This is a genomic window from Halomonas sp. 3D7M, assembly GCF_014897885.1.
In the GTDB taxonomy this organism is placed as follows: domain Bacteria; phylum Pseudomonadota; class Gammaproteobacteria; order Pseudomonadales; family Halomonadaceae; genus Vreelandella.
Genome location: NZ_JABUZF010000182.1, coordinates 15,935 through 30,838, shown reverse-complemented (window position 1 = coordinate 30,838; position 14,904 = coordinate 15,935). Strand labels below are relative to the sequence as shown.

The following is a 14,904-nucleotide window of genomic DNA, read 5'->3' as shown; positions in this document are numbered from 1 at the left end:
CCAACCCCGCCGATACATAATTCACCGGCAACCCAGTCCGGACAAGGACGCCCGTGAGCGTCACGGACCATAAACACTTGATTTGCCAGCGGGCGGCCGTAAGGGATTGAGGTGCCATAGCAAGCTTTCGGATCAACAGGATAGAAAATGGACCATATTGCGGCTTCCGTCGCCCCGCCCAGACTAAATATGGCCGCGGCCGGATAGTTGCGGGCAATTTCTTGCGGCAAATCGACAGGAATCCAGTCTCCGGACATCATCACTATCCGCAGTGAATGGTCTGTATCACAAGCTTCATCCGCCAAATAGCGGGTAAGCATATTCATTTGTGCCGGGACGGAGTTCCATACGGTGATCTTATGGGTCTGAATCAGCCGGGCCCAAAGCGCCGGGTTTTTCAGTGCATCTTCCGTTGGCAGGACCAGCGTCGCGCCGCAGGCCAAGGTGCCGAAGATGTCGTAAACAGACAAGTCAAAACTTAACTTCGCCAGCCCCAATACCACATCCTGTCCGGTAATCTGGAAACGGCGATTGATATCCAGCACAGTATTAACGGCAGCCCGATGACTCACCATCACCCCTTTGGGTGTGCCTGTACTACCAGAGGTATAAATAATGTAGGCCAGACGCTCTGTCGTTGACGAGACATTGACCGGTTGAATTTGTTCACCGTCAGCAAGCCCGCCTTCGGAGAGAATGTTCATGGCATTAAAACCGTCTTCCGTGAAGCGGCAGGCAAGCTCCTCATGGTCGGTCAACACCAGATCAACCTGAGCATTGGACAGGATCTGACCGATACGTGCCATCGGCTGGCTAATATCCAGAGGCAGATAAACCCCATCGGCCAGCAAAATGGCGAGTGTCGCGACAACCTGCTGCGCACTCTTTTCCATGGCAACGGCCACTCGTTGACTGCGGGGCAGACGAGTAGCCAGTTGCTGCGCTTCAGCAACCAGCTCCCGATACGTCAGCTGACGCTGTGGCGTCTTCAGTGCTATCGCATCAGGGGTCTCTATCGCCTGCTGCAATACCAATTGATGCAACATGACATCTGGCATCGGATGCTGCGTGTCATTTACCTGCCGGCGTGTTTCTTGCTGTCGCTGCGGCAACGGAATCCCGACCGGATTCCGCCAGGCGGTTTCGCCCTCTACAAGTACATTACGGATAGCATTTTCAAATGCAGCAAACATCGATTCGATCATGTGAGGAGGGAAAATACCATCCAGAACATCCCAGTTCACACACAGACGCTGATCACGAGTCATCAGTTGGCAGTCGATCCAGACTTGCGGGGTCTGGCTGATGCCAAAGACCATTTCCAGACCCATATCGTAATGAGACATGGTCTGCGAAACCTGTTCACGCTGGTTACCGACCAGTGCGCTGGTGAACACCACCGGCATTCGCGCATACTCTGCCCCATGTTTTCGAGCCAGTTCGCGAACGACTTCGATTCCACTGAATACTTTATGTTCCAGGTCCTGCCACAACTGGTTCTGTTGTATCCTCACCTGTTCTGCCAATGGCCTGCGCTCACGTAAATCGACTTCCAACAGGTTAACGCTGGTAAAGTCACCAACCATACGCATGAGATCAGGATGCATCGGTTCACGATTCATCACTGTCAGATTGAGACAAAAATGCTGACTATCAGACCAGCGGGCAATCACTTCGCTATAAAGGGTCATCAGCAATGAGGAAGGTGTTACTCCCTGTTGCTGACACTGCGACTCAAGCGCCTGCCACTCAGCCGGGGAAAAAATAGCTTCATAGCGGGTGAACCCCGGCGCTCTATCAGACGCACGATCCCTGGTTTCGACTGTCATAGCCGTATCAATGCTCGCCCCGGCCCGTGGCAGGGCCGGGCAGGATGGCAGCTCATCTATACGTTCATGCCAGTACTGACGGGCCCGACCGTATTTCACCGTCAATTTCTGCCGTCTCTCGTACTCAATGACATCTTTAAAGCTCAGTGACAGGGGAGGTAACACCAAATCCGGATGGTGATAGAGATGCAGCAATTCTGACAGGACAATCTGAATACTGAGAAAGTCAGCCACCAACAAATCGATACTGAAATGCAGATACGACACGCCATCCGACGACGATACCGCCAAGTCAAACAATGGCCAGGTTTCGGTGTGATAAACCCGGTGAGACATGGCCTCACGGTAGGCGAAGCGCGCTTCTGAGCCCTGTCGGTAACCGATGTTAAATTGAGGAACCTGCGGTAAAATTTTCTGCTGTCCATCACCCATCACAATAGCTCTTAGCATATCGTGCCGTTCGATCAGCCTGTTCCACGCCCGGCTTAACGCCTTGTGATCGAGCTTTCCAAATTCAATTTCGAAATAGCCATGACAACCAGTGCCCCCATACTCAAAAATATTCTGCCGCCCAATCAGATAAGCGGCCTGAACATCACTGATGGCAAATGGCTGGTACCTGTCCTGGGGATCACTGGCCGGTGTCAGCTTCAGCCCCAGCTCCCGCTCTTTCAGCAAAGCGATCAATTCTGGTTTGCATGCTTTCAGTTGAGCGGTGATTTCCGGATTGATTATCCCCTGAGGAGCCCTGAACCTGAGCGCTCCGTCTTCCAGCCAGAACTCGGCATTCTGAGCCTCTAACTGTTGCAATAAAGCAAGCGGCGTTACCCTGACTGTCTCTGATATCATATCGATCCTTCCTCATATTCGAATCGGGGTGTTTTCTGATCGGGTATTGCAATCTCCTGGGCAAGCCGGCCAATGGTCTGCAGATTAAATACGCTTTGCAGTGGCAGCTTGATCTGGTGCTGTTTCTCCAGCCAGGCCGTCAGTTGAATAGCAGCAAAAGAGTCACCGCCAATGGCAAAGAAATTGTCGTGGATACTCATCGGTTCCGAACGGCCCAGTATCTCGGCCAGAGCTTCGGTCAACAGGCACTGCTCCGGGGTCGTTGCCGCCACAAACTCCGTCGACTGCAATTCAAGGAGTTTCATATTGCTCAACTGTTTACGATCGATTTTCCCGTTAGCTGTCAGCGGCCACTGGCTCAGCACCGCATATCCGTCCGGCATCGCGTAAGGCGGCAAGTAACGTCTCAACGTCTGCTCGACTTCAACAAAATCCAGTGATGCTGACGCCAGCAAATAAGCATGAATTCGGGGGCGACTTGCATGCGGCTCGACCATGACCAGAGCATCTTCCACCTGAGGACAACAACGAAGCGCCTGACTGATTTCATCGAGTTCAATCCGCAACCCGGCAATTTTCACCTGTTGATCCCGGCGTCCCAGAAACTCCAACCTTCCGTCCGGCCAGTAACGGCCCGAATCTCCGGTTCGGTACCAGCGCTCTCCCTGAAACTGGCAGAACTGCTTCCCGGTTAAGACCTCATTCCCGATATAACCGAGTGCGACCCCCTCTCCTCCGATCCAGAGCTCTCCACTCACCCAGTCAGGGCAGTCATTGCCGCATTCATTCACGACCCTGAACTTCTGATTCTGCAACGGAAACCCGTATGGGATAGATTTCCACGCAGGGTCAACAGATTCCACCAGCCAGTAGTTTGACCAAATCGACGCTTCGGTCGCGCCACCCATGGAAACCAGTTTGACCTGCGGATTACACGCTTTCAGTCTGTCGGGCAGTGCCAGAGGAATCCAGTCTCCAGACAGCATCACACAACGTAACGATTCCAGATCCTGCTGCGTCGCCCGCAATAAAAGCATATCCATCAGAGCAGGAACGGTATTCCACAAAGAGACCTGATGTTGTTGCAAGAGCCTCAGCCAGACAGCCACATCCCGGCTCTCTTCATCCCGGATCAGGACCACTTTCCCCCCTGCAGACAGTAGCCCGAAGATATCGTAGACCGACAGATCAAAATACAGCGCCGACAGCGCCAATACCGCATCCTGACTGCTAACCTGGTGTTGGTGGTTGATCGCCAGAATCGTGTTCATCGCCGCCCCATGGGTAATCGCTACCCCTTTGGGTTCTCCGGTACTGCCAGAGGTAAAGATGACATAGGCCAGATCATCGGCATGACGGGGAACCGGAGCCAGTAAGTGAGCCGACTGCGACGAATATTCAGGGATCACCACAGCACGTGCATCCCCAGGAAGTAAGCACGACAATCGGACGATCACCCGGCTGATCCCGGCTTGATTCAACACCGATGCAACCCGAGATTCCGGCCAGTCCGCCGCAATCGGGACATAAGCAGCGCCAATCCACTGAATCGCAAGTACAGCAACGACTTGCTCAACAGAGCGGGGTAACATCACCCCGACACATTCACCCGCTCGAACGCCTTCCTTTTCAAGCACGGAGGCAGCCTGGCTGACCCACTGATGCAATGCGCCATAGCTGACGGAATGCGCATCCAGAACCACCGCCACCTGATCGGGGCGGGACAGCATCTGCTGATAGACGGCTTCATGCATAGCATGCCCGGGAAGCTCACCATGGGTTTGGTTCACCCGCTCGCGCGCAGCATGCTGTTGCGGCGGCAGTCCGATCACACAGGGCTGATGCCAGTCGTGGTCAGTCAAATGCGTCAACAAAGTACAATAGGCGGTGAACATGGCATCGATCATTCCCTCCGGGAACAAAGATTCGACGACATCCCAGTTAAAGTGCAACGCACCGTCATGCTCATAGACCTGGTGATCAATCCACACCTGAGGTGTCTGCGAAACACCCCATACCGTATTGGCCGGACTCAGGAGCGAACTTTCATCCAGAGCCGTATCGGCACCAAGCGCACTGGTGAAGACCACCGGCATACTGACATCACTGACCTGCCTCAACTCTGCCAACTGGCGCAGCACCCATACCGCTGAAACATCTGCGTGCTCCAGGTCCTGCCATAACCGTTGTTGTAACCGCTGGGTAGCTGCTAGCCAGGATTCGCTTTCATGCTGCACCGTTTCAAGTAACAGCAGTGAAGTAAAATCACCCATAATGTGGTGAATATCAGCATGAACCTGCCTACGATCAAACAATGTGACATTGATGCTCAGCGCTGGGTTTTCAGACCAACTGGCCAGCACACTGGCGTAGCTGTTCAGCAGCAGACAGGACGGCGTAACCCCCAGCCCGCGTGCTTTGTCAGTCAGTTTCTGCCACTGTTCTCGAGGAAGAACCGACTTACGGCGGACAAACCGAGGCCTGCTCAGCTGATTTGGCTCTTTCGCCAACGGCAGCCGCGGTGCGTCCGGTAGATTGGCTAAACGGGCCCTCCAGTAATCCTGTGACTTTTCCTGGTCACCGGCTGAAATCCGGGCATAAACCTGATCCTGATAGTCTTTGAATGTCACACCCAGCGCAGGTAAGGTCACCTCCGGGTCGCGATAGCACATACCCAGTTCAGCAAAGAAAATCCGCATACTCAGGCCATCGAGAATCGCATTATCCAGACCAACACAAAGACGCTTCTGGCCCTGATCGGACACAATCACCGTCAGATGGAACAATGGCCACTGGGTCGGATCCAACACTTTGTGCGATAACTCGCTCCGCATCCGGGCAACCGTTTCATCCCAAACTTCATCTTTACAGGTTATGACATCCAACGGACAATGCGGCGCTGTGGGTAAAAATCGCTGTTCGCCCGGCTCATCAAATACGATTCTCAGGGTATGATGACGCTCAATCACCCGCATCAGAGCCTGCCTGAACCGTTCGATATCAAGCTGATCATCTTCAAACTCTGAGTAGAAATGGGTTCCGACGCCGCCCATGACCAGCCCTTCCTGGCGACCGGTAATGTACGCCTGCTGAACATCCGTCAGAACAAACGGCTGATACAGCTCCTGCTGATGATGCAGCAACTCAAATGCGGGTCTATTCTCAGACTCATCCCGTTTCAGATGGCGGGCAAACTCCTGCAATACCGGGCGGTTGAACAGATCTGCCAGCCTGACATCCCTGATACCGGCTTCATCCAGCGCGGCCACAATTCGTGTCGCGTGCAGACTGTCGCCTCCGAGCTGGAAGAAATTGCTGTGACGGTCGACATTAACACCCAGCACAGAATGCCAAATGTCTGCAACCAGAGATTCGTTCTCCGTCTGGCAGGCTTCTCCATTCGCAGCGACAGCTTCGATGGTCGGCTGCACCTGTGCGAGGAGTTGTTTTCGATCGACTTTACCATTCGCCGTCAGCGGGATCGATTCACACAGAGTAACCCGCTTCGGTACCATATAGGCAGGTAAATGCTGTGCCAGCCAGCTTTCCAGTTGCCGGGTATCTTCAACAAGAACCTCACCGGACTGACGGCCAGACAAGAGCACTAAATCACCTCGATGACTGCTGACACACAGCTCAGTCTCCAGCGATGAATAGGCCAGACCTATTTCCCAATCCTGAGCATTCAGAAGCGGTGTACAATCGCCCTCTCGGCTATCTTCAAACGCTCCGGCCTGCCCCGAGAACAACTCTGGCTGCAACAAACAAACCGTCAGCCAGGCTAACGGACTTAAATGTTGGGTTTCCAGCACCATAAAATGCCCGCCTGGAGCCAGTAAGCCGGCCAACGAATCAATGCCATGATTGATATTGGCAAACCGGTGCAAAGCGTTGTTGCTAATCACTACATCCGCAGCCAGAGGCTCACATGCAGAGAGCGGCAGCACCTGGACATGCTCACCAAACCCCGCCAGCCGGAAGACAGCTTTCTCTCGCATGGATGCAGCACTTTCAGTGACCCGGTAACGGACATGCTCCGGATCGCAGTGGCTCAGTATCGCACCTGCCAGTCGCCCTTCACGGCCATTGAGTTCAACAACATTCACCGGCCGGCCCAATTGCGCGGATAATTGGGTGATTGACGTACATAGATACGAGATCACCTGAGGCAACTCCGGATGGTTCAAAACCAGCACTTCAGGTGTCAGGTCCGGGTCATCCAGCAGTTCTAGCGCACCGACCTGTCCCTGTAGCAAACCGGCATACCAGTCCACCCGGTTTTCCAGTGCCGTCAGTAGTCCCTGGTATGAGGGCGCGACCTCATCAACCGGCAACCTGTCGGCCAACTCAACAAAAGTTTCTGTCGGGGTAAACTGCATTGCCTGTTGCTGCCATCGCCGGGTCTGAACCAACAACTTCAGCCACGCCTCAATCACAACCCGGTACGAATCAGCCACAGACAGTGCAGCACACCATTCGTCAGCATCCAGAGAACACGGCGTCACCTGACCGCTGCGATCCAAAAGCTGCCGGAGGATCCGATCGGCAATGTAGGCCGTAATTTCAACCTCTGTTCCCCCGGCATCTTCCAGCGTCAACCACTGCATCGGTGACAACCGCGAAGCGGCCAATGCCGCTTCGCCCCCCCTGGCTCGGACAAACGATGTATCCGTTACCGAGGTATCTGTCTGTACCATCAGTTGTATCTGCTGACCCGACTGTTCGGTGACCAGTGCAACGGCCCGCTTAACTCCGGGATATTGAGCAGCTACATGCTCGATTTCTCCCAACTCGATACGGTAACCCCGGATTTTGACCTGATTATCGCGCCTCCCGATGAACTCAATGATGCCCTCGGGCCAGAAGCGTCCCATATCACCAGTACGGTAATATTTTTTCCCTTCATGAATCACAAACTGATCAGCGGTTTTCTGTGGATCATTGAAATACCCGACAGCAACCCCTTCACCACCGATCCATAGTTCACCGGCAACCCAATCCGGACAATCCCGGCGACTTTCATCCATCACCCGGTAATACTGATGGCTGAGGGAATATCCGTAAGGGACACTTTTCCATTCGGGATGCACAGTCTCAATATCGAACCAGTTCGACCAGATCGCGGCTTCTGTCGCGCCACCCAACGCGGCTATACGAGTTTGTGTACTCAAAGCTTTCAGACGCGGATGGAGATCCAGACCAACCCAGTCTCCGGATAACAGCACTTGTCGCAGTGAGCCCGGCAAAATCCGGGCATCGGTACGTTCGGCAGCGATCAGCAACATATCGAACATTGCCGGGACCGAGTTCCAGACGGTGACCTGATGCTGCTCCATGGCCTGCAACCAGGTTCTGGCTTCCCGGAGCTGCATTGAATTAGGCATCACCAGTGCAGCGCCCACCGAAAGCGGCGCGAAAATATCAAAGACTGACAAGTCAAAGTTCAGCGCAGACAGCGCAAAAACCCGGTCACTGACACGCATCTGAATACGGGCATTAATATCGTCGATTGTATTCGCCGCTGCCTGGTGGGTCGCGACCACCCCTTTCGGTATTCCGGTTGAGCCCGAGGTGTATATAATATAGGCATGCTGTGTGGGCAAAAATCGTGGCCACAGACGCGGGGAGGAATCCGGTTTCCCTGGCGCTCCGGGATGAACCAGCACTTCGACACTGACTAGAGATTCTGGCGTAATACCACCCAGCCCGGACAGCAATTCCTGACCCTGCTCATCGACCACGATACAACGAGGGCTCGCCTGATCGATTATCTGCTTTAACCGGGGAAGCGGCTGTTCAACATCTAAAGGGACGTAAGCCGCTCCGAGCAAGTGAGTTGCCAGTACAGCAACGACCTGAGACCGGCTTTTCGGCAATAAGATCGCAACCCGGTCACCGACACACACTCCCCGCTCGAAGAGCTGATCTGCCAGCGATTCGGACTGCGCTGCCAATTGGCGGTATGTCAGCGATCCGTTCTCATCGATCACGGCAATGTTATCGGGACAGCGTCGTGCCCGATCAAAAAATCGTCCGTGCAAGGTCCGCGGCTGGAATTCCACCAATTCCTGCCGGTTACGCTGCTCACGAAGTTGCTGCTGCTGCGGATTCAGATAATGCTCGACGGGCTGATGCAATCGGGCCGAATCTTCCGACAAGGAGAAAATCAGCGCTCCCATAAAGCCAAACATCTGATCGAGCATCTGTGGCGGAAAGAGGTCATCTACCGTGTCCCAGCTGACAATCAGTTCGCCATGCTGCTCCATAACCTGACAGTCAATCCACACCTGAGGGGTCTGAGACACAATATAGTCCAGGGTTCCCAGCGCGCTGCCCTCAAGAAAATCATGGCCCAGATTGCTGGTAAACACTACCGGCATTGTCACTTGCGCCCCATGCTGGCGTGACATTTCCTTGAGTACCTGCACGGCATCATACTGGCTGTGATCCAGATTTCTCATGAATGTCTGATTCAGGCCAAGCGCGTTATCCAGCAAGGTGTCAGAAGCCGTTCTGTGACATTCCAGCAGCATCAGCGTAGTAAAATCAGCAACCATATCTGAAATATCAAACGCATCGAAACGACGGTTAAAAATCGTCAGATTGAGACAAAAATCCGGCTGTTCACTCCAGCCACGAAGCGTTTCAGCATAGCAAGCGGCCAGTAACATGGACGGGGTAACACGGTGATGGCGACAGGTCTCTTTCAGAGCTTGCCAATGTGCCTGCGGCAACCTCCAGTCGCGGTGAGAAAATACGGGAACCGCAATCGCTTCCGGCCTTTTTGCCATCGGTAAAGCGGGGGCTCCTGGCAGATCCGGAATTCGCTCCAACCAGTATTGACGGGCGTCCTTACTGCCATTCCGAGTTGCCATGTGGTGTAAATAACGCGGGAAATGTTCCGTAGCCTCCAATAACCCAGCCTGTGGTGGCTGAGCATAGAAGCGAGCCATTTCCTGCACCAGGATATGAATGCTCAACGCATCGGCAATAACCATATCAATATTGATATGTAACCGACTGCCTTGGGCTGTATGACTGACATGAACCGACAGCCCTGATTGCTGTTCTAAATCGAGCACCTGTGATTGCAACTGTTCACGCAATGCCATCTGCCTGGCCAGCGCTTGCCGACCATCGCAGTCCTGCCACTGATGCTCTGTCACTTGAGGCGCCGGCTGATCGGTAATGATCCCCCGTCCATCCGGCTGCATGCGTAACCGCAGCATACTGTGCCGCAGCGTGAGCGCCTCAAGTGCACGATTAAGGCGTGCGCCATCGAGTTCCGGCTGATTCAGCTCCAGATAGACCTGGCAGGCAACCCCCCCCAAGACCTGATCCCGGTTACGCCCCTGCCAGTATGCTTGCTGAACGCCGGTCAACTCAAAAGGTTTACCAAGCCACCGTTCGCTACTGTTAGCCTGAGGCATCCCGCCTGCCGCTTTGGAGAATCCTTCCGTCCTGCTTCCCTGCATCAACTTCAGCCAGTCTTGCACTGTGGGGGACTCATACATGCGGGCCAAGTCGAGACAAATTCCCAGTTTTTTTGCCTCGTCAACCAGGTCCATCATCTGAAGAGAATCAATGCCCATGCCGATTAAATCATCGGCCTCACCAATAGCTTCAGCATCCAGCATCAAGGTATCCGCAAGCCATTGGCGCAAGAAGGCTTCCCGGTCAACGTCCGCCAGCAGTGTGACTGACGCCGATAGCGGGTGCGACAAGCCCGGCTCAGACGTGGCCCAATACGCCTCCTTAGCAAACGGATAAAGAGGTAATGCCATGCGGGTTGCTACGGAAAAAGTATGCTGACCCGCCAATAGTGACCAGTCATACGATGCCCCATCGACCCACGCACGGATGGGGGAAGGCAGTGTTTGCCCCACCAAAGTATCGGGCGCTGAAGCCTGCGGATCTGCCGAAAACTCCAATAGTGCTGCGATCAGTTGCTCTGCCCCCTGATACGCTATGCAGGCTCGTACCGGCAACTGATGAGAACGATGACACAACCATGCATCCAGAAGCTGACCCCGCTCATCGGGATGCTCACTTAATACCTCGGCCCATTGATGGGCGTATCGTCGGAGAGCATCCCTGTCCGCGGCCGCCAATGGCAGATAACAAATAGCCGCTGCCTGATGCTGTGCAGACTTGACTGGATGCTCACGCTCGGGCTCATGACGCAGGATAAGGTGAGCCAGCGTTCCGGTGAAACTCATCGCACTAACAGCCATTCGTTTCAGGCATTTCGGCTGGCTATGCCGGCTGAAGCAATAGCGGCTCAGCCAGGGTTGAAGGTGCGGATTAGGCCGATCAAAAGTCGGGTGACCAAACAGACACTGATGCTGCATCTGGGCGATTGCGCGGATCACGCCTGCAACACCCGCTGCTGACTCTAGATGACCGAACTGCGATTTGGCTGCGGTTAAATGCAGTGGCTCCTGGCGACAACCATACACGCCATCTATAGCACTCAGCTCAATCGGATCCCCAAGAGAGGTGCCGGTACCGTGTAGCTCAATCGCATCAAGATCATCGATGCTCCCCCCGCTTTGCTCGAGGACCTCCTGAAGCAGTGCCTGCTGCGCCAATGGGTTCGGTGCTGTCAGGCTACTACTTTCTCCATCCTGAGCAACTCCGCTAGCTTCAATCACCGCAAGAACCGGATCTCCATCCTGCCGCGCCTGCTGATAATCCTTTAACAGTAACAACCCCATCCCTTCCGCTCGGGCATACCCATCAGCATCATGGCTAAAGGTTGCACATCGACCATTGGGAGAGAGCATCCCTGCATTTTGCAGAGCCAGTTCTGTCTGAGAGGAAAGCAAGCAGTTCACACCGCCGGCTATGGCCGTCCTCCCTTTTCCAGAGCGGATATAATCCACAGCCATATCAACTGCAACCAGAGATGACGAACAAGCAGTATCAATAGTGATGGCAGGTCCACGGGTGCCGAAAAATTTTGCAATTCTTCCAGAGCCGGCACTCCGGCTATTGCCGGTCGCCAAATAACTTTTGGCATGCTGACTGTCATTCATCTGAGCCAGCGCATCACTGTAATCCTGACTACCCTGACCAATGAAAACTCCCAAAGCCTGCCCTTTCTGTTTCTCAGGGAACCATCCGGCCTGCTCAAACAGATGCCAGCTTGACTCAAGCAGCCACCGATGTTGAGGATCCATAAGCCTGGCTTCTGTTGCAGTAATGCCAAAAAAAGCAGCATCAAATTTGTCGATGTCATCAATTGCACCAACAGGCAAAGAGAAGGAACGCAGTGACGAATCCACCCGAGTCAGCGCATTTTCTCCTTTTGCCAGCCAGTCGGCGTACGTAGACCACGCAGCATATTTTTGCTGGGGCAAGCGACAACTGATTGCCACCACAGCGACCTGACGAAGCTGGGGTTCTGAATACGTATACGGTGTGGACGGCAGTCGTGAAGTCTTTGATTCCAACCATGCACGCAATGACTTCAGATTCGGATAGGCAAACAAGACTGTTGGCGACAACGATAACTGATAATACCTGGCCAACTGAGCACACCACCGGGTTGCTACCAGACTGGTCAACCCCATATCGGCAAAGCCCTGGAACTCGTCGACCCGGTCGCCGCCAAGTAATTTTTTCAGTGAATCGGAGACAAAGTCATCAGTCGTTTGCAAACCGGCTTCATTTGACTGACCGGCCAGAGGTTCAGTTTGCGGTTCTGAGACAAACAGTGGTTTGAGTTGTTTTGCGTACCAGTCAGCCAGCATCTGACTGCGGCGAATCTTGCCACTTGAAGTTTTTTTCAAACCGCCTCTGGTAACCAGTATCAACTGTTCGGGCAATAACTGATGATGCTCAAGCACTAAAGCTGAAATCTCTCTTGCCAGGGCTTCGAGCGTCTCGACTGGCGTATGGCGATGGACCTCACACATCCCGTAGATTTTGCCGTTTGCCGCATCCTGCACAAAACACGCACCACCAACATTAACCAACTCACAGTACGTTTCGATACTGGCCTCAATATCGTTGGGCATATGATTCTCACCCGCAACAATGACGACATCTTTCTCTCGGCCACAAATAAACAGCTCGCCTTCAAGGAGAAAAGCCAGATCACCGGTGCGCAGATAATTGCGATTATCCTGACTATCGGCTAACCGGGCGTGAAACGTCTCGTCGGTTAAACCGGGGTTCTGCCAGTAGCCTTGGGGCATACAGTTTCCGGAGATCCATACTTCCCCGATTTTCCGGTCTTCGCAGACCATCCGGGTATCGGGATCGACAATTTTCAGCGTCCAGGAACCCATACAGTTCCCACTACTGACCAACTCCCGGCCGCATGGACTTTCAACGGCTCTGCCTGCAGCCAAATGCTTCTCATCAAAACGCTTACGGACCAGCGCTGTTCCCTTCGCCTGATAGCAGACCACCAGCGTTGCTTCCGCCATTCCGTATCCCGTCATCCACATATCAGGCCTGAAACCGGACGAAGCGAAATGAGCCGAAAACGCATCAAGGGTTGCCGGACGAATCGGCTCCGCAGCCGTCAAAGCTTCTTCCAGGCATGACAAGTCCAACTGACCCGCCTGTGCCGGGGAAACCGACTCTACACACAGCTGATAAGCAAAGTCAGGAGCCATCACGACATTGGCCCGGTAACGATCAATCAGCGCCAGCCAACTGTACGGATCCCGAATAAACTGGCTGGGACGGATAAAAGTGCTACATCCGCCAGAAAGCAGCGGGTACAGCAGACCGTAGAACAACCCCAGATCATGATAAAAAGGCAGCCAGCTTGCGACATGAATACGGTCGATCGTCGGGTGCATCCCCGTCATCAACTGGTGGTGGTGGTGAATATTGTCATCATGATTGCAAACCGCCTTGGGCTTGCCGGTCGAACCCGAAGAGTACTGCAACAGAATCGGCCCGGAGGCTGCCCGGATAGCTTTCAGATCGATCCCGGGAGCATTACCAGCGATTTGATCAAGATAAATCACCGTTCGGTTTTGATGCCAGCCCATCCTCTCCAGCTCTGCTTTTGATGAAGACAAGGCCAGAATCACCCGAGGCTGACAGTCCTGCAGAATATGCTCCAGCATGAGACGCACCCGTCGCAGCCGCTGAACCCCCGGCAGATTAACCGGTACTGCGGTGACCCCTGAAATAACACATGCCAGAAAGCCGAAGACAAACTGAGAATCACCAGGCAACAAGAGCAACGCCCGCTCACCGTAAAACGGACGAAGCTGACCAGAAATACTGAAGACTTTCCGGGAGAGCTCCCCGTAACGGTATTCCTGATGTCTGTCAGAAGTACAATCGCGTATGGCAACATCATCGGAACAGTCATCAAACCGCGCCAACAATGTCATCTGAACCCAACTTGGCCTAGAGTCTTTCATGTAATAACTCCGTACTAAAAGCCTGCTCACGGCACACTTTTCACTTGATTATTTATTAAAATTCATGGCTTATTTAATTTACAAAAACCAAACCCCAGTTAAATCTGACTAACAAAATGGACCAAATAATATATAGCTTCCAACTCTCCACAGAAATAAAAAACCTTAAAAACTCCAGACTGAAAAATATGAAAACCTAATAAAAATAAACTATTATCCAATACATTTGAAAATAGCCTAAAAACAAAAACTCAACTAAATTATATAAATAAAATATCCAAAGCAAAAAATACCGAAGTGTAATATCGACCCACTATAACGATACAAGCGAAGGATCGCAATGATAATCATTACCGTTCAAGAGCCATGTCAACCCTTCTTAAAACCGACCTTGCGCGCTGAGCCGAAGAAAGCCTGATCAACGAGTAATTTTGCCGATGAATCGCATTCCAGCTCGCAAATCCATATATAAGGCTGCTAAAACCCTTCCTTGCGGCTGGCAATACCTGCAATGTCGCTGACCTGAGGACTTGCCCACAGGCTCTTCAGGTTTGCAACATAGTGTTTCAAATTACGCCTCCATAGTCAATAATGATATTCATTATCATTTGGCAATTCCTTTAATTTTCTTTGAAATCATCATGTTAACAACAATCAGAGCTTGAAAATCTACCTGATCGCCCGAGAGAGTCGTCTGGTTTCATATCAAGTCAGGAGGGTTTCGGGCGGTCATATCGCCTTGTTCAGAGCAGGTAAAGGGCTCGAAAGAACCCGGACGACGAGGACAACTGACACTGAGTTATTAGCTGAGCGTGAAGCGGTTTATAAACGAA

General features: G+C 53.0%; 2 protein-coding genes. Both read right to left on the bottom strand.

Features of this window, described 5'->3' with window-relative positions:
* Nucleotides 1-2,678 (bottom strand): AMP-binding protein (locus INT22_RS10455; protein WP_193068190.1); only part of this gene is annotated, 2,678 nt, incomplete at its 3' end.
* Nucleotides 2,675-14,071, bottom strand: coding sequence for a non-ribosomal peptide synthetase (locus tag INT22_RS10450; RefSeq protein ID WP_193060400.1), 11,397 nt, complete (start codon nt 14,069-14,071; stop codon nt 2,675-2,677). The genes INT22_RS10450 and INT22_RS10455, both read right to left, overlap by 4 nt.
* Nucleotides 14,072-14,904: the final 833 nt, after the last annotated feature.

Coding starts and splice junctions, on each gene's coding strand:
- INT22_RS10450 (WP_193060400.1), bottom strand. CDS start 14,071: ATGAAAGACTCTAGGCCAAGTTGGGTTCAGATGACATTGTTGGCGCGG.